12 protein-coding genes and 1 riboswitch are annotated in these 17,974 nt (G+C 70.4%); of the genes, 6 read left to right on the top strand and 6 right to left on the bottom strand.

The window, feature by feature from the left end; genetic code table 11:
- Positions 1-218: 218 nt before the first annotated feature.
- Entirely contained in the window at positions 219-1,307 is a 1,089-nt protein-coding gene (locus Adu01nite_RS28435) for a DUF559 domain-containing protein (protein ID WP_239132758.1), read from the top strand.
- Positions 1,308-1,502: 195 nt separating this feature from the next.
- Here Adu01nite_RS28435 and Adu01nite_RS28440 read toward each other — a convergent pair whose 3' ends face one another.
- The 3 genes from Adu01nite_RS28440 to Adu01nite_RS28450 are packed head-to-tail and all read right to left on the bottom strand — an operon-like array spanning position 1,503 to position 4,207.
- Entirely contained in the window at positions 1,503-2,231 is a 729-nt protein-coding gene (locus Adu01nite_RS28440; protein ID WP_239132759.1) for a TVP38/TMEM64 family protein, read from the bottom strand.
- Between the two features lie 52 nt (positions 2,232-2,283).
- Entirely contained in the window at positions 2,284-2,997 is a 714-nt protein-coding gene (locus Adu01nite_RS28445) for a type 1 glutamine amidotransferase (RefSeq protein WP_203731089.1), read from the bottom strand.
- On the bottom strand, positions 2,987-4,207 hold the full coding sequence (locus tag Adu01nite_RS28450; RefSeq protein ID WP_203731109.1) for a MurT ligase domain-containing protein: 1,221 nt from the start codon (positions 4,205-4,207) through the stop codon (positions 2,987-2,989). Before Adu01nite_RS28450 ends, Adu01nite_RS28445 begins: the two co-directional genes overlap by 11 nt.
- A 426-nt stretch (positions 4,208-4,633) precedes the next feature.
- Positions 4,634-4,767, top strand: a riboswitch (cyclic di-AMP (ydaO/yuaA leader).
- 99 nt (positions 4,768-4,866) lie between these two features.
- On the opposite strand from Adu01nite_RS28450, the gene Adu01nite_RS28455 reads away from it, so the two are divergent.
- A complete protein-coding gene (locus tag Adu01nite_RS28455; protein ID WP_203731091.1) occupies positions 4,867-5,586 on the top strand; it encodes a C40 family peptidase in 720 nt (239 codons plus the stop codon).
- 63 nt (positions 5,587-5,649) lie between these two features.
- Here the strand turns inward: Adu01nite_RS28455 and leuS are convergent, their stop codons facing one another.
- Positions 5,650-8,451, bottom strand: a complete 2,802-nt coding sequence (gene leuS / locus Adu01nite_RS28460; RefSeq protein WP_203731093.1) for a leucine--tRNA ligase — start codon at positions 8,449-8,451, stop codon at positions 5,650-5,652.
- 198 nt (positions 8,452-8,649) lie between these two features.
- Positions 8,650-11,499, bottom strand: coding sequence for a M36 family metallopeptidase (locus Adu01nite_RS28465; RefSeq protein WP_239132760.1), 2,850 nt, complete (start codon positions 11,497-11,499; stop codon positions 8,650-8,652).
- Between the two features lie 310 nt (positions 11,500-11,809).
- On the opposite strand from Adu01nite_RS28465, the gene Adu01nite_RS28470 reads away from it, so the two are divergent.
- Genes Adu01nite_RS28470 through Adu01nite_RS28480 form a run of 3 tightly spaced genes read left to right on the top strand, consistent with a single transcriptional unit; the run spans position 11,810 to position 16,604 of the window.
- A complete protein-coding gene (locus tag Adu01nite_RS28470) occupies positions 11,810-12,859 on the top strand; it encodes an AAA family ATPase (RefSeq protein ID WP_203731095.1) in 1,050 nt (349 codons plus the stop codon).
- Between the two features lie 2 nt (positions 12,860-12,861).
- Entirely contained in the window at positions 12,862-14,160 is a 1,299-nt protein-coding gene (locus Adu01nite_RS28475; RefSeq protein WP_203731097.1) for a DUF58 domain-containing protein, read from the top strand.
- A complete protein-coding gene (locus Adu01nite_RS28480) occupies positions 14,157-16,604 on the top strand; it encodes a transglutaminase TgpA family protein (protein WP_203731099.1) in 2,448 nt (815 codons plus the stop codon). The genes Adu01nite_RS28475 and Adu01nite_RS28480 overlap by 4 nt, the downstream gene beginning before the upstream one ends.
- Before the next feature lie 234 nt (positions 16,605-16,838).
- Here the strand turns inward: Adu01nite_RS28480 and Adu01nite_RS28485 are convergent, their stop codons facing one another.
- Positions 16,839-17,342 (bottom strand): ribonuclease FAU-1 family protein, encoded by a 504-nt coding sequence (locus Adu01nite_RS28485; RefSeq protein WP_203731101.1) that lies wholly within the window; start codon positions 17,340-17,342, stop codon positions 16,839-16,841.
- Positions 17,343-17,387: 45 nt separating this feature from the next.
- Here Adu01nite_RS28485 and Adu01nite_RS28490 point away from each other — a divergent pair, with 45 nt between their 5' ends.
- The gene (locus Adu01nite_RS28490; protein WP_203731103.1) at positions 17,388-17,849 is read left to right on the top strand and encodes an antibiotic biosynthesis monooxygenase; all 462 of its coding nucleotides are present in this window, start codon (positions 17,388-17,390) and stop codon (positions 17,847-17,849) included.
- Positions 17,850-17,974: the final 125 nt, after the last annotated feature.

The raw sequence follows: 17,974 nt of genomic DNA on the forward strand, positions 1-17,974 counted from the left end.
ACGCGAACACCACCCAGCACGCAAACACCACCCAGCACGCAAACACCACCCAGCACGCGAACACCACCCAGCACGCAAACACCACCCAGCACGCAAACACCGCCCAGCGCGCGAGCACCAGGCGCAGGTAGCCGGCGCGCAGCTGCCCGCTTCAGGACGGCGCGGGGCGCCTGATCGTCGGCGGCCTAGCGGGCAGCCGTCTTGGCGATCTTGGAGAAATGCGGTGCGATTTGAACAGGAACTCGACGAACTCGGTGCTCCGCGCTCGGCAGCGCGGCGTTGTCCACAGGCCCGCGGCACGGAGCGGCTCGATGCGCGAAAGTCTGCGGATGCGAAACGTGCCAGGGCCGGAGGCCGACGAGGTCGAGTGGGTGGTTTTCGAGCAGGCCGCGGTGTTGACCACCGCGCAGGCCGGGCGACTCCTCGGGCCCGGGATCGTGCGGGGCCACCTGCGGCAGTGCCGATGGCGCCGGATCTGCCGTGGCGTGCTGCTTGCCGAGAACGGGCGGCTCCGGCGTGATCAACAGCTTTGGGTCGCGGTGCTGGTCGCCGGGCGAGGAGGTCGTTTGGCCGGGGCCGCCGCGGCGATCGAGGGCGGCGTGCAGGGCCTGCGGAATGAACCGATCGACGTCCTCGTGCCGGCGGAGCGCGGCCGAAGCATTCGGCTCCCCCGGCTACCGGCCGACATGGTCCAGGTTCGCGTGCACCGGACCACGGTCCTGCCCGCGAACCATCAGCACGTCGGACAGCCGCCACGGACCACCGTCGCACGAGCCGTCATCGACGGTGCTGCCTGGGCCGGCAGTGATGACGAGGCACGCTTTCTGATTACCAGGGCGCACCAACAGGGTCGCGTCACGGTCGACGAGCTTCGGGCGGTTTACGACGTTCTTCCCCGGGTTCGGCGGCGCCGGTTGATCACCACGACGGTCGCCGACATCGCAGGCGGCGCCACGGCGCTTTCGGAGATCGATCTGCTGGCGCTGTGCCGGCGGCATCGGCTCCCGACGCCGGATCTGCAGGTCCGGCGTACCGATGAGGCGGGCCGCAATCGCTTCGTCGATGCGCACTGGGCGAACGCGCGGCTCCTGGTCGAGGTCGACGGCAGCCATCACATGGAGGTCCGGCAGTGGACCGACGACATGCTGCGACAGAACCAGATCTGGATCAGCGGCGACCGGATCCTGCGCTTTCCGGCGTCCCTCGTGCGGTCGGACCCGGTCGCCGTCGCCGGTCAGATCCGGGCCGCCCTCCTCGCGGCGCGCCACCTGCCCGGCTTCGACGCCGCCGAGAAGCCCGCCGCCTGAAGGATCACGAAGGGCTGCAGGCCACTGCTACTGAGCGCGGCGGACGCCGGCCACCCCCGCAGGTGTGGCGGTGACGAGTGGGGTTGGAGCAGGCGGGGGCTGGGATTGCTGCGGTTGTGGGAGTCGTGGGGCGTACCTATATATAGGAGAAGGCCCACCGCATTGCGCGGTGGACCTTCCTGGTCTGTCTTTTGGTCAGGCGGGGGTCAGCAGGGCTGCCTCGCGGCGAGCCGCACGCTTCCAGCGCCAGACGATCGTCGTCGTCAGGGCGAAGCCGATCAAGGCCGGCGCCAGGCTCAGCGGGTTGAGGCCGTGTGGGTTGGCCACCGCGGCGCCGATCACCGCGTAGCTCACCGCGGACGGGATCGAGGCCAGCGTCGTGCCCAGCAGGTAGCGCTTGCGGCAGACGCTCGTCGTGCCGTAGGCGTAGCCGATCAGGCCGAACGGGGCCAGCGGCAGGAAGCGGACCAGCAGGACCGCGGACAGGCCGCGGCGGTTCAGCCAGCCGTCCAGGCGGGCCAGGCGGCCGCCGGCCCGGGCGTGCAGGGCGCCTCGGCCGGCCCAGCGGCCCGCGTAGTAGGTGGCCGCGGCCGCGATGATCGCGGCGGCCAGGGCCGTCGCCGCGCCGGTTGCCGCACCCAGCAGGGCGCCGCAGGCCAGCGTGATGGCGGTGCGCGGGACCAGGACGGACAGGAGCAGGCCGCCGACCACCGCGATCGCCACCGGCGCGCCGTGCCCCAGGGCCAGGATCGCGTCGCCGATGTCGCGCAGCGGGAGGAGGGCCGCGGCGGCGGCCAGGCCGCCCACTACTACGGCCAGTGCCCCGACGCGAACGATGCGGCGCTTCCAGCCCATCGGCTCCGGTGCCGGCAGGGCCGGCAACTCGGCGGACAGGGCCGGAGGTGCGATCAAAGTGTCAGTCATGCAGGCTTACCGCCCCAACTCATCGTCGGCTCATGATCCGTATCTGTGCTGGTCAAGCGCCCGCGGCCGCTAGCCTTTCGCTTCGCAACCGGTCGGGCCATGTGTCGTCAACGGGTGAAAGGCTATCCGCGCCGATCGCCCAACGCAGTAGCAGATCGGCTATAGCTGGGTTGCGAGCCAACGCCGGACCGTGCGAATACGTTCCGAGGATCTTGCCGTGCCAGGCGCCCTCGGTCTGGGTGTCGTTACCGATGCCGGCCGTCACCCTGGCCAGCGGGGACACCCCGGGGCCCAGGTGGGTGCGGCCGCCGTGATTCTCGAACCCGGTCAGGGGCGGGAGGCCCAGGCGGGGGTCGATGTCGCCCCTCAGCTCACCGACCGCGCGGGTCTCGCCCCGGTCGGAGTGAAGGTCCAGCAAGCCTAGCCCGGGACATTTGCTGCCCTTTGCGAAGAAAGAGTGACCAAAGAGCTGGTAACCGGCACAGATCGCGAGGACCGCGGCACCCTGGTTGACGGCGCGGTGCAGCCCGCCGTCGGCGATCAGGCGCTGCGCGGCCAGGGCCTGCGGGCCGTCCTCGCCGCCGCCGATCAGGTAGATGTCGGCGCTGGACGGCATCGGCTGGTCCGACCGGATCTCGTACGCCTCGGCCGGGATGCCGCGCATCGCGGCCCGGCGGGTGAGGATGAGCATGTTGCCCCGGTCGCCGTACGTGGACAGCAGGTCGGGGTAGATCCACACGATCCGCAGGGTGCTCTCAGAGGACACGATCCAACTCCGCTCGGATGTCCTGGAATGCCGTGTAGTTCGCGATCACCTCGAGGCGACCGGGCGGGACCGCCTGGATCGCCTCCTCGAAGCTCTTAACGTGCCGGAAGGGCACAGCGTTCACCTCGAGGCGAACGGCCAGGTCATAGGCCCGGTCGCCGGTGATCAGGACGGGCCGGTCGCGCAACGGAGCGAAGTCGACGTCGTACAGCCAGCTCGTGTCCAGGCCGTCCGGGTCGCGGGCGTTGATGGAGAGCAGGGTGGGTGCCCGCTCGGCCATGTCGAACGCCTCGAGCCAGCTTGCCGGGTTCTTGGCGAGGAGCAGGCGGACATTTCGTCCGTCCCGGTCAACCTGCGCATACCGACCGGCGACCGATGCGACCGTGGCCAGCCGCGGGAGGGCCTCTATCGGGCGAACCCCGAACTCGGCCGCGACCGCGAGCGCGGTGGCCGCGTTGCCGAGGTTGACCGTGCCGGGCAGCTGGAGCTTGACCAGGTGCCAGTCGCCGCGCGGGTCGACGACGCCCTCGTCCTCGACGCGCCACTGCGGGTTCGGGCGGCGCAGCGGGCAACCCGTGCACCACCAGTCGCCGCCGGCCCGCTCGATCGGGTCGCCGCTCTGCGGGCAGACCCACGAGTCGTCGTGCCAGCGCTGGCCGGCGCTGAACCAGGTGACGTGCCCGCTGCCCTGCGCGGCCCAGACCACCATCGGGTCGTCGGCGTTGGCGACGACCCGCACGTCGGGGTGGCCGATGAGCGCGTCGCGCCACATCTGGGCCATCATCGAGACCTCTTTGGCCCGGTCGAGCTGGTCGCGGGAGAGGTTGAGCATGGCCACCACCCGCGGCTCGGTCGCGTCGATGACCCGGGCCAGGTAGTGCTCGTCGACCTCGAGGACCGCGAACGGCGTGCTGCCCGCCTTGGCCAGCGCGGACGTGTGCCCGGTGGGCATGTTGGCGCCGAACGAGTTGGTGGCGACCCGGCCCATCACCTCGAGCGCGGCGGTCGCCAGCCGGGTGGTGGTGGTCTTGCCGTTGGTCCCGGAGATCAGCGCGATCGCGCGCCCGCCGGCCAGGTGGGCCAGCAGGTCCGGATCGATCTTGAGGCCGATCCATCCGCCGATGACCGAGCCGTCGCCGCGTCCCGCAGCCCTGGAGAGCGCGGCCGCGGTCTTCGACACGGAGGTCGCGACCTTGGCCCGCAGGGGCAATTTCCCGTCCGTCACGCAGCGAGGGTACCGGACCCGGCGGTTACGTCGAGTTGCCGGAGGGGCGGCAGTGTACTTAACCGCTTCGGGCCAGCGCACGAGGGGGTTTCCGGCTCGTTACCGCCACTTTTTGTGTGTTCTGTTTCACCCGTAACCTTGGACAAGCAGTAATTGCCTTGTCACCGTACGTCATGGCATATGTCTCCTGGAGGTAACAAACTGGACACGGACCCTCGTGCCAAACACGGAGAGTGACTAATTCGGGCCTGACGATCAACAGAAAAGTGGAGTAGCAAGGTCTGGCCGGATCAGTACGAACCGGCTCGCGACGATCCGGTTCACGCCGAGCCCTGCCCCGGGTCGGTCGTCGCGACCACGCACCGCACGACCACAAAAGGCATACGGGGGCAGGGACGGGGGACCCAATTCTGGTCCGCCTCGCCGTCACCCGCTCCGGTGCCGGATCAACGAGGCAAACCTCGGGGTGAAGTCGCGAAAGCGACCGGGCACACCTTCCCGCCCGAACCCGACAGCTAACCTCGCAGGCGTGCCGGAGGGAATCCCTTACCGTGCACGAGCACACCTCGAGCCGGCGTCGACGTTTCGTCGGCACCGGTACTGCCGCGCTGTCCCTGGGTCTCTGCCTCTGCGCAGGTCAGCTCATGGCCCCCACCGCGGCAGCCGCCGCCACGCCCGTCGTGGCGGCCGTCCAGGCCACCGCCAAGGTGACCCCCGCCGTTCAGACCTCCACCAGCAGCCTCAGCGTTGCCTACGGAACGAGGACGCGGGTCACCGCCCGGTTCTACAACCCTTCGACGGGCAAGCCGGTTACCACCGGCTGGGTCCGCCTCGAAGGCAGCCGGGGCGGCAAGTGGACCGCCTGGGCAGCACAGAAGGTCAACGCCAACGGCGTCGTCCAGCTGTACGCCAAGCCACTCTCCAGCGTCACGTTCCGCGCGGTCTTCCTGGGTAACGGCGGCTACAACGTCAAGTACTCGAAGACCATCCGGTTCACGGTGAAGGCCAACGGCGGCGCCAAGATCCTCGCCGAGGCCAAGAAGCACACCGGCGCGCTGTACAAGTTCGCCGCGGAGGGGCCGAGCCGTTTCGACTGCTCCGGCTTCACCAAGTACGTCTACAAGAAGGCAGTCGGCAAGTCGCTGCCGCACAAGGCGAACGGCCAGCAGAATTACGGCACGGCCGTGAGCAAGAGCAACATCAGGGTCGGCGACCTGGTCGTCTTCCGATCCGGCTCGTACGGCTACCACGCGGGCATCTACGCGGGTGGCGGCTACATGTACGACTCCCCGCACACCGGCGCGCGGGTCGGCAAGCACAAGATGTACGGCAGCAACTACGTCGTACGCAGGCTCGCCGCCTGATCACAGGTCGGACGGAAAGGGCGCCGCGCGGTTCGCGCGGCGCCCTTCGTCGTTGTCCGAAACCTACAGAACCACACTCACCAGCCGGCCGGCGACGACGATGACCTTCTTGGGGGTACGCCCGTCGAGAACCTCGGCGACCGCAGCCAGGGCCGCCTCCCGGACGGCCGCTTCATCAGCCGATGGGTCGACGGAGACCCGGCCGCGCACCTTCCCGTTGACCTGCACCGGGTAGGTGATCGACTCGGCCTTCAGCTGCTCCGGGTCGGCCACCGGGAAGGCGGCGTAGGTCAGCGTGTCCTCGTGGCCCAGCTTGCGCCACAGCTCCTCGGCCAGGTGCGGGGCGAACGGCGCGGTCATCAGCACCAGCGGCTCGATCGCCTCGCGGGACGCGACCGGCAGCGGGGTCAGTGTGTTGGTCAGCTCGATCAGCTTGGCGATCGCCGTGTTGAACCGCAGCTCGTCCAGGTCCTCACGGACCCCGGCGATGGTGCGGTGCAGATGCTTCCGGGTCTTTTCGTCCAAGGCGGCGTCGGTCGTCCGGACCTCTCCGGTCTCCTCGTCGACGACCAGGCGCCAGACCCGCTGCAGGAAGCGCTGCGAGCCGATCACGGCCCGGGTCTCCCACGGGCGGGAGACGTCCAGCGGGCCCATCGCCATCTCGTACACCCGGAAGGTGTCGGCGCCGTACTGCTCGCACATCTCGTCCGGGGTGACGACGTTCTTCAGCGACTTGCCCATCTTGCCGTACTCGCGGACGACCTGCTCGTCGCCGTAGAACCACTTGCCGTCGCGCTCGACGACCTCCTCGGCGGGCACGATGACGCCGCGGGCGTCGCGGAACGCGTACGCCTGGATGTAGCCCTGGTTGAACAGGCGGTGGAACGGCTCGAACGACGAGACGTGGCCCAGGTCGTACAGGACCTTGTGCCAGAACCGGGCGTACAGCAGGTGCAGCACGGCGTGCTCGACGCCACCGACGTACAGGTCGACGCCGCCCGAGTCACCGTCGCGCTGCGGGCCCATCCAGTAGGCCTCGTTCTCCTTGCCGACCAGCTCCCCCGCGTTGCGCGGGTCCAGGTAGCGCAGTTCGTACCAGCAGGAGCCGGCCCACTGCGGCATGGTGTTGGTCTCCCGGGTGTACGACTTCAGGCCGTCCCCCAGGTCCAGCTCGACGTTGACCCAGTCCTTCTTGCGGGACAGCGGGGTCTCCGGCTCGCTGTTCGCGTCGTCCGGGTCGAAGGTGCGCGGCGAGAAGTCGTCGACGTCGGGCAGCACCACCGGCAGCATCTCGTCGGGCAGCGCGATCGGCAGCCCGGTCTCGTCGTAGACGATCGGGAACGGCTCGCCCCAGTAACGCTGCCGGCTGAACAGCCAGTCGCGCAGCCGGTAGGTGGTCGCGCCCCGGCCGTACCCGTGCTGCTCCAGCCAGGCGATCATCTCGGCCTTGGCCTCGGCGACCTCCTTGCCGTCCAGCCAGTCGCTGTTGATCGCCGGTCCGTCGCCGGTAAAAGCACCTTCAAAATCATCAGGGGCTTTCACCGTACGGATGATGGGCAGCTCGAAGACCTCCGCGAACTCCCAGTCCCGCTCGTCCTGGCCGGGCACCGCCATGATCGCGCCGGTGCCGTAGCCGGCCAGCACGTAGTCGGCGATGAAGACCGGGATCTCGGTGCCGTTGACCGGGTTGGTCGCGTAGGCGCCGGTGAAGACGCCGGTCTTGACCTTCGACTCGGTGCGCTCCTCGTCGGTCTTCGCGGCGGCCTGGGCCCGATATGCCGCGATCGCCGCTTTGGGGTCTTTCTCGCCAGCGGTCCACGCCTTCTTCGCGGTGGAGGGCCACGCCGCTGGGGCGATCTTGTCGACCAGCTCGTGCTCCGGCGCCAGCACCATGTAGGTCGCGCCGAACAGGGTGTCCGGCCGGGTGGTGAAGACGGTGATCTTCTCGCCGCCCACCGTCGGGAAGTCCACGTGCGCGCCGCGGGACCGGCCGATCCAGTTGCGCTGCATCATCTTGACCGGCTCCGGCCAGTCCAGCGTGTCCAGGTCCTCGATCAGGCGGTCGCCGTACGTGGTGATCCGCATCATCCACTGCTTCAGGCTGCGCTGGAAGACCGGGTAGTTGCCGCGCTCGCTGCGGCCGTCCGGGGTGACCTCCTCGTTGGCCAGCACCGTGCCCAGGCCCGGACACCAGTTGACCGGGGCCTCGCTGATGTAGGCCAGCCGGTGGTCGTCGACCAGCCTGCGGCGCTCGACCGGGGACAGCTCGGCCCACGTCCGGTCCGGGGTGGGCCGGGTGCCGGCCTCGAACTCGGCGATCAGCGCCGGGATCGGGCGAGCCTTGTGGATCTTCTCGTCGTACCAAGAGTTGAAGACCTGCAGGAAGATCCACTGCGTCCACCGGTAGTACTCCGGGTCGGTGGTGGAGAACGAGCGCCGGTCGTCGTAGGCCAGGCCCAGGCGGGTCAGCTGCTTCTTGTACCGCTCGACGTTCGCGGCCGTGGTCACCGCCGGGTGGGTGCCGGTCTGCACCGCGTACTGCTCGGCGGGCAGGCCGAACGCGTCGAAGCCCATCGGGTGCAGGACGTTGAAGCCGGCCATCCGCTTGTAGCGGGTGTAGCTGTCGGTGCCGATGTACCCGAGCGGGTGACCGACGTGCAGGCCCGAGCCCGACGGGTACGGGAACATGTCCTGGACGTGCAGCTTGGGCGCGCCGGCCCGCGGGTGCGCCGGGTCGGCCAGGTCACCGGACGGGTTCGGGGCGTGGAACGTGCCGTGCTCGGCCCACCAGGCCTGCCAGCGCGGCTCGATCTCGTTGGCCAGCGCGGCCGTGTAACGGAACCGCGGGGTCTCTGACTCGCTCATGGTGTCGGCATCTCAATCAGTCGATGGGCACGAAAAAACCCCTCACGCAGGAGGGGTTCGCCGTGCTGTGCCCGCGTCTAGCGGCGGAGCCCACTTACAGGCAGGGACAGCACGGCCGGCTAAGAAGCAGGAACGGCCGGGCCATGCGTGCATGGTACCGGTCGCCGCCGGTGAGCGGCGACCGGTATCACTCTGCTGCTAGGAAGTTGCTCCGTAGACCGACAGCTCGGTCGAGTCCTGGAACACGCAACCGCTGAAGGACGGCGGCTGGTCGGCCGGGCAGAGCCCGGCGTCCTGGCCCTGGGTCGTGAGCATCGTGTAGCGGATGAACGCGACGCCGGTGCCGGTGCCGCTGTTCAGCGCGACCGGGGTGGCCGTGGCGGTGCCGTTCGGGAACGTGCCCGCCGCCGCCTCGGTCCAGGTCGTGCCGTCCGGCGAGGTCTCCACCCGGTACCCGCCGGTCGACGCGGTGAGGTCGTCACCGCAGGTCCCGGACGGGTTGATCGACAACTCGGAGATGGTCACCGGGGCCGGGAGCTGCACGGTGATGTGCTGCCCCGCGGGGTCGACGTCCGAACCCCAGCCGATGCTCTGCGACTGGTCGATCAGCTTGACCGGGCCACAGCCGTACGGCGTGTAGTCCGGACCGGTGAAGTCGATCACCGAGGCGCCACCGCTGGCGGCCGCCCAGTCACGGCGGACCGACCAGTCCTTGCGGACCGTGTGCGAGGGGATCGACAGCGTCGCGACCTGCTGGTCGTAACCGGCGCCGCGGGCGAAGACCTTCGCGTACGTCCCGGGCAGGATCCCGGCGATGGTGTAGGTGCCGTCCGCCGCCGTGGTGGCCTGCAGGTCGCCGGCGAAGCCGGAGGCGTGCCCGCCGAAGCCGACGGTGAGCCCCTGCACCGGGACACCGGAGTCCTGGTCGGTCACCTTGCCGGCGAGCGTGCCCCGCGGGGTGTCCGCGGCCGGCGGCACCGAGAAGTCCTCGACCGGTGCGGCGTCGTCGCCGTCCAGCGACGCGGCGAAGTAGCCCATGCCGCGCTTGGCGAACACCTTCCAGATGCTCTTGGACAGCTTGCCGCCGTTGACGACCAGGTCGGCCGCCAGGATCGAGTTGCGTTCGTCCAGGAAGGACGGGTTCGCCGGGGAGAGCTCCATGGCCCGGGTCACCAGCGACTCGGCCTGCTTGCTGCCGATCGCCTTGCGCAGGTCCCACAGGGTCTGCGCCCAGATCTCGCCGTCGGCGTGCACCTCCGCGCCACCGCCGTAGACCCGGCCGAAGTCACCGTAGGTGTAGCCGCCGGAGCCGGCGCCGGGGGTGCCGGGGCAGACGGTGGCGGGAGCGCCGACGGTGCAGTCGAGCGGCTCGCTCCGGATCGTGGTGCCGGCCGTGACGTACTTGCCGACCAGGACGTCTCCGATCGTCGCGGTGTCCTTCTCGAGGCCCTCGTTGACCAGGTAGTCCATCGCGTACCAGTCGCTCCAGGCCTCACCCATCGAGCCGGCCTGGACCGCGCCGAGGGTGGAGTTGCCATTGGCGTCGATCACGAGCCGGTTGGACAGGCCGTGGGTGTACTCGTGGTAGACGATGTCCGCCTCGTCGCCGGAGTTGCCGGCGAGGAACAGGTCGTCCTGCAGGAACAGGTACATCTGCATGGTCGGCGGGATGCCGTCCGGCAGGGTGTTCATGTTGGCGTTGTCGACGTGGGCGCCGTCGGGCAGGCCGTCCGCGGTGTTCGCACCGTCGTCCGACTGGCCCTGGACCGCGTCGCCGTCGACCGCCTCGAAGTTGCCGGCCGTCCGGGTGAAGCCGATCGGCTTGGCGTTCAGGTGGTCGTGCCAGGTGCCCAGGAAGTAGTACATCTGGGCGGCGTTCTGCGCGCGGTTGACCTGCCACGAGTTCGGCGTGTTCGGGTCCCACGAGCACTGGTACTGCACCGAGCAGTTGCCGCCGACGGCCGCGGAGAAGTCGGTGAACGGGAAGTTGAACGCCTTCTTCCCGGACGGGGCGACCTCTTCGGTCGGGTTGGCGATGTTGTCGTCGTTGACGTCCGAATAGACGTGCGCGACGTTACCGGCCAGCCGCGGCGAGTTGTTCGGCAGCCACTTGCTGAGGTCGACCTTCTTCTGGCTGCCGCCCTTGGCCGCGCCCGGGTAGTTGGGCCAGGCCACCGCCGAGTCGGCGTCGACCGTGCTCTGCCGGTAGAGGACCTCGCCGCTGGCCGCGTCGACGACGTGCACGTAGCCCTCGTCGACCGCGATCGTCTGCCAGGCCAGGCGGGCACCGCCGGCGGCCTGGAACCAGACCAGCTTGGCGTTGCCGCCGTCGGAGAACGTGGTCTTCCGCACCGCGCCCGCGTCGGTCTTGGTGACCTTGGCGGCGGAGTCGCCGAAGACGTCCTTGACCGCGGCCGCCCGCGCACCGGCCGCGGTGACCTTGGCACTGCCGGCCGCCGCCGGAAGCGCCTTGAGCGGCGCGCCGTCGACCTGCACGAGCTGGCCGGTCTTGGTGATGTGGGCCTTGAGACCGTTGCCGAACACCGGGATGCCACCGACGGTCTGCACGAAGCTGAGGTGGTGCGTGCCCTCGACGTCGACGTAGTCCTGGCGCAGGGTCAGGTTGGCGATCCCGGCGGCGTCGAGACCGAAGACGTCGGCGTGCGCGGCCAGGTAGTCGCGGGCGATCTTTTCCGGCTTCTGCTTGCTCTTCACGGTCAGGAAGCCGTCGAGCCGGGCGACGCGGCGCGGCGTACCGGTGGATTTGTCGATCTCGACGATGCCCTGCACACCGAGCGAGTCACGCAGCTTGTTCGCGGCCGCCGTCGGCGCCTGCGGCACGACCTTGGCGGCCAGCGCGGCGGTCGGCTGGGCGGCCGCGGCGGCACCGAGGCCGGCGCGGCTGTCGTAGTCGGCGCGACGGTCCGGCTGCTGGCGATCGGTGGCAGCGGCACCCTTGCCGGGTTCCGGTGCGGCCTGCGCGGTCGTCGGCAACAATCCGGCCAGCAACAGCACGCCTGCGGTCGCCGCCCCGACCCGCCGGGTCACGGACGGTACGGATAACGGGTTCAATTCAGCCCCTCTCGACCGGGCGCACTGATGTGCACCCGTCGATGGCTGACTCTGTCCGAAGATCGTGAAATGTAACTAGACCGATGTCTGATTCTTTACCTATCCGATATTCGTGTCCGGTTGACGACCGTCGAATGGTGCCCGGCGGCTGCACTCGGCGAGTTGGTGTGATCGGGCTAACCTGTGGGGACGGGCGCGTGCTGTACAGCCCGCGTACCCTTCGCTGCCCTTTTTCACGGGCGCCGGAGCCGCTACCGACGCGGCGAGAACGACATGGAGGAGGCCCGTGACAACCCCGACCTGGGACGAGCCCGGTGGATCGATGACCGGCGATGAATTCCGCACCGCTGCGCAGGCCATCACGACGAACATCGAGCAGGTCATCGAGGGCAAGAGCGCGACGGTCCGGCTGGCGCTGGCCGTGCTCCTCGCCGAGGGCCACCTGCTGATCGAGGACGTGCCGGGTGTCGGCAAGACCAAACTTGCCAAGGCACTCGCGCGGTCCATCGACTGTTCGGTTCGCCGGATCCAGTTCACCCCCGACCTGCTGCCCAGCGATGTGACCGGAGTCAGCGTCTACAACCAGGAGACGCGCGACTTCGAGTTCAAGCCCGGCGCGGTCTTCGCCAACCTGGTGGTTGGCGACGAGATCAACCGGGCGTCGCCGAAGACCCAGTCCGCCCTGCTCGAGTGCATGGAAGAGCGGCAGGTGACGGTCGACGGCACCACGTACGAGCTGCAGACGCCGTTCATGGTGATCGCGACCCAGAACCCGATCGAGATGGAGGGCACCTACCCGCTGCCCGAGGCACAGCGCGACCGGTTCACCGCCCGGATCGCGATGGGCTACCCGGACGCGCGGGCCGAGCTGGCCATGCTCACCGCGTACGGCGCCCACGACCCGCTGAACGACCTGCGCGCGGTCACCGACGCGGCGACCGTCCGGCGGCTGATCCAGACCGCCCGTGAGGTGCACGCCGCCGACGCCGTCCAGCAGTACGCGATCGCCCTGGTCACCGCGACCCGCGAGGCCCCGGAGATCCGGCTCGGCGCGTCCCCCCGGTCGACCCTGCAGCTGATCCGCACCGCCAAGGCCGTCGCGGCGCTCGAGGGCCGTGACTACGTGCTCCCCGACGACCTGCAAACGCTGGCCGTGCCGGTCCTCGCGCACCGGATCATCCCGACCGCGGACGCCCAGCTGAACCGCCGGACCACCGACGCGATCGTGTCCGAGATCGTGCACCGGCTGCCGTTGCCGCACGAGCGCAGCCGCTCACCGTACGACACCCGGCCCTCCTCCAACGGCGGCACCCAGTACGAGCCGCGGGGGCGCTGATCATGCGGGAGGCCCTGCGAGGACTCACCACGCGCGGCCGATCCTTCCTGGCCGCGGCGGCGGCGGCCGGCATCTCGGCGATCGTCCTGGGCGAGCGTGACCTGCTGCGGGTGGCCGTGCTGCTCGGGGCGCTGCCGCTGCTCGCCGCCGCGTACGTCGGGCGCAGCCGCTACAAGCTGGCCTGCACCCGGTCGCTCGAGCCCGGTCGCGCGCCGGTCGGCTCCAGCGCCCGGGTCATCCTGCGCCTGCAGAACATGTCCCGCCTGCCCACCGGCACCCTGCTGCTGGAGGACAGGTTGCCGTACGCACTGGGCAGCCGCCCCCGGGTCGTCCTGGAACGGCTCGGCGCGCACCAGGCCAGCTCGGTGGCGTACACCGTGCGGGCCGACGTGCGGGGCCGCTACCCGATCGGCCCGCTGGTCATCCGGCTGACCGACCCGTTCGGCCTGTGCGAGCTGACCCGCTCCTTCCCCAGCGTCGACCGGCTCATCGTCATCCCGCAGGTGGTTCCGCTGCCCACGGTGCGCCTGGCCGGGGAGTACGCGGGCACCGGCGACAGCCGGGCCCGCTCGGTCGCCGTGCACGGCGAGGACGACGCCGCCACCCGGGAATACCGTCGCGGCGACGACCTGCGCCGGGTGCACTGGCGGTCCACCGCCCGCACCGGTGAGCTGATGGTGCGCCGCGAGGAGCAGCCCTGGGAGAGCCGGGCGACGGTCGTGCTCGACACCCGGGTCTACGCCCACCGCGGCGAAGGACCCACCGCCAGCTTCGAGTGGGCGGTGTCCGCCGCGGCCAGCATCGCCATGCACCTGCGGCACGCCGGTTACAAGATGCGCCTGGTCACCGGCTCCGGCGTCGACATCGACGCCGCCGAGGTGGCCGGTGAAGGCGTCATCCTGGACACTCTCGCCGACGTGAAGCTCGCCCAGAACGGCGACCTGTCGGTCCTCGTCGAGCAGGTCCGCCGCCGCTCCGACGGCGGGCTCATCATCGGCATCTTCGGTTCGCTCACGGTCGCCGAGGCCGAACTGCTGGCCGGGCTGCGCGGCAACGGCGCCACCTGCATCGGGTTCGCCATCGACAGCGCGACCTGGGTGTCGATGACGGCCGGCGAGCGCACCGACTCCGACCGCGAGCACGCCGCCGCGGCGCTGGCCCTGGTGCACGCCGGCTGGCGGTCGGTGCCCGTCGTGCACGGCTCGACCCTGCCCAACCTGTGGCCGGCCGCGGCCCGCGGATCCAGCGGGTTCGCCTGGCGGGCCGCCATGGCCGAGACCGTCGGTGGGGTGATCCGATGACCGGGCGCCGGCGACTCGGCGTGATCGCGGCCGGGGCCACCCTGCTCGCGGCCGCGCCGATCTCGTCCATCTTCGACTCGTACAACTGGCTGCTGCGCTGCATCCTGGCGGTCGGCCTGACCGCCGGGGCGGTGCTGCTCGCCCGCACCCTGCGGTTCCCGGTGTGGGCCCAGGCGGTCAGCCAGGTCGTGGTGCTGCTGCTCGTCCTGACCTGGATGTTCCCCAGCGGCCACGAGATCCTGATCCCGCAACCGGCCACCTTCGCCCACTTCGCCGACCTGTTCCAGCAGGCCGGGCAGGACACCAGGTCGTACGGTGTGCCGGTCCCGGACCGTGACGGCCTGCTGTTCATCACGGTCCTCGGGGTCGGCTCGGTGGCGATCGCCGTCGACCTGCTCACCGTGGTGTTCCGGCGCCCGGCCCTGGCCGGCCTGCCGATGCTCGCCATCTACTCGGTGCCGGTCGCGGTCTACGTCGACAGCGTGCCGATGCTGCCGTTCATCATCGGCGCGATCGGCTTCATGTGGCTGCTGGTCTCCGACAACGTCGACCGGGTCCGCCGGTTCGGCCGCCGCTTCACCGGCGACGGCCGCGACGTGGACGTGTGGGAGCCCTCCCCGCTCGCCGCGGCCGGCCGCCGGCTCGGTGTGGTCGGCGTGGCCGCGGCCGTGGTGCTGCCGTTGCTCGTGCCGACCGTCAGCGGTGGCCTGCTGTCCCAGATCACCCAGAGCGGCGGCGGGATCGCCGGCAACGGCGCCGGTGGCACCGGTGGCGGCCGGATCAACCTGTTCGCCACGCTCAGCGGCAAGCTCCAGCAGAGCGAGACCGAACAGCTGCTCAAGCTGACCACCACCGAGAAGCAGCCGTTCTACCTGCGCTTCGGGATCGCCGATCAGCTCACCACGCAGGGCTTCGGCAACCGCGCGCCGACCGGCAACTCGCTCAACCGGGGCCTGCCCGACCCGCGTGGCGGCACCGCCGGCGGCGACTTCCAGCAGTACCACGCGAAGATCGAGGTCACCGACGCGCTCCGGCAGAACATGCTGCCGATCTACTCCAACACCGTGCGCATGAGCGACATCGGCGGCGGTTGGTCGTTCGACCCCAACCAACAGGTGATCTTCTCCAACCGGCAGACCACCAAGGGCAAAGACTACGAATTCGATTACGTACGCGCGTCCTACACCGCCACCGAGCTGCGCACCGCCGACCCGCTCGGCAAGGACAACCCGCTGCGTGCGCAGTACACGAACACCCCGCCCGACGACGAGGTGGACGCGCTGGTCGCCGGTCTGATCGAGGGCAAGACCTCCGACTACGACAAGATGCGCGCCCTCTACGACTACTTCTCCAAGGACCACGGCTTCACCTACAGCCTGTCCACCCAGTCGGCCGGCAACAGCTCCGACATCGCGGCATTCCTGCGCACCAAGGTCGGCTACTGCCAGCAGTACGCGGCGGCGCTCGCCTGGATGGCCCGGGTGGCCGGGATCCCGGCGCGGGTCGCGTTCGGGTTCACCCGCGGCACCCCCGACCAGGGCGGCTGGTCGATCACCAACCGCAACGCGCACGCCTGGACCGAGGTCTACTTCCAGGGCTTCGGCTGGATCCCGTTCGACGCCACCCCGGCGGCGAACGTGCTCGGCGCCGCCCGCTCCGACTACGCACCCGACACCGACGCCCCCGCTCCCACCGCCTCCTCCACGGCGGCCACGGCAGCACCGGGCGCGGGTTCGTCGGCCGCGGCCCCCGGCGCGGACGAGGCCGACCGCGGCGCGAACAACCAGTCCGGCGCCGGCGCCTTCGACACCCCGTCGACCGGCACCTCGTCGACCACCCTCTGGATCATCGGTCTCGCGGCCCTGCTGATCGCGCTGCTGCTGGTCCCGGCCCTGCGCCGGGTCCTGCTACGCCGGCACCGGCACGCCGCGACGGTGCCGAAGGCCCCGAAGGTCATCTCGGCGACGAACGCCGCCGGCCCCGACCTGAACATCGTGGTGACCCCCGAGGCGGCCCGGGCTCGCGAGGACGCCCACGCGGCCTGGGAAGAACTCCTCGACACCATGATCGACTTCCGGATCCCGGTCGACCCGACCGAAACGCCCCGCGTCACCGCGCAACGGCTGGTCCAGGACGCGGTCCTGCTCGAGGAGCCGGCCACCGCGGCCACCCTGCTGGGCACGGCCGAGGAACGGGCACGGTATGCCCGCCAGCCCCTGCAGGGCGGCGAGCTGACCGTGGCCCTGAGCCGGGTCCGCAAGGGCCTGGCCCGCTCGGCCAACCGCCGCACCCGCTGGGCCGCGGTGCTGCTGCCCCCATCAGTGCTGCTCCGCTGGCGGCTGGGCTTGGCCGAGGCGTCAACCCGCACGGTAACGGCGTCCGGCCGGCTACGAGATTCACTGTCCCGCTTCAGCCCACGCCGCCTGCTCCCAGGCCGCCGCTGACCAACCCACCCAGAGCCCCAGGGCTCCCCACCACAGAATCGCCGCCTCCGTATACGGGGGCGGCGATTCCGCTTCACCGGCTCATCCTCGGCGATCGGCGATGGCGGCGGGCCCAGCGGCCGCGGCGGCGGCCGCGGCGGCGGCGGCGGCGGCGACTGCGGCGGCGGCGACTGCGGCGGCGACTGCGGCGGCGACTGCGGCGGCGACTGCGGCGGCGGCGACTGCGACTGGTGGTCAGGGGCTGGCGAGGAAGCCGGCCAGCCAGGTGTCGCCGACCTCGCCGAACGGCTCTCGGTGGTGGGTGATCATGTTGATCAGGTCGTCGGCGGTGGCGCGGGCCTGGGTGATCACGTCGGGCGGGTAGGCGTAGCGGAGCTGGTGTTCCTCGAACTCGTCCTCGTCCAGCAGCTCGACGCTGCCGTCGCGCAGGCGCACCACGTCGAGGTCGAGGTCGACGGCCTCGACCAGGTCGCCGGACCGGACCGGTGCGCTGGTCACATCCACGTAGATGGCCAGGTGCTCGTGGGTCGGCCCGTTCCACGAAGCGATCCAGCGGCCTTCGGTGGGCACCAGCACGATGAAGTCGTAGTGCACGAGGATCGGCTCCTCGAAGCCGCGGCGCATCGACGTGCCGGCCGGGCAGCCGTACCACCAGCCGAACTCGTCGCTGCCCAGCACCTCGGCCCGGAACCGCCAGTGCCGCTTGCCACCCCACTTCGTGTACCGCATCTCGACCATGCCGCTCCCCCGGAACTGTCGTAGGCGGTATCTAGTGTCCCGCTCGTGACGACAACCGTGGAGTTCGCCCGTTTCACCGTCCGCGCGGGCGCCGAGGAGAAGCTGGTTGCCGACCGGCCCGCGATGCTGGCCGCGTTACGGGCACGCTTCCCGGCCTGTCTGGCGGCCTACCTGACCAGGGAGGACGACGGCACCTGGGTGGATGTGCTGGTGTGGCGCAGCCGCCCCGAGGCCGAGGAGGCCGCCGCCCAGATCACCACCGTCCCGGAGTGCGCCGCCTGGTTCCAGCTGATCGCCGAGTCCGGCGGCCTGCGCCACGCGACCGTCCTCGACGCCTGGCCCCCTCTGACATCACCGCTCACCGATCGTGGAGGCGAGCCGACAGGGGCCGGGGCTACCGACTTCGCGGAAGTTGGGGTCTCGCCCTCGCAATCAGAGGCCGAGATCCAGGAAATCGGGCTCTCGTCGCTCGCTCGAGGCCCCGACATCAAGAAAATCGAGTCCTGACCCCCCGCTGCGCAGACCCCGCTATCGAGGAAGTCGGGCCAGCCCAGCCGCCCAGCCCAGCCGCCCAGCCCAGCCGCCCAGCCCAGCCGCCCAGCCCAGCCGCCCAGCCCAGCCGCCCAGCCCAA

It is taken from the genome of Paractinoplanes durhamensis (assembly GCF_016862175.1).
Lineage (GTDB): Bacteria > Actinomycetota > Actinomycetes > Mycobacteriales > Micromonosporaceae > Actinoplanes > Actinoplanes durhamensis.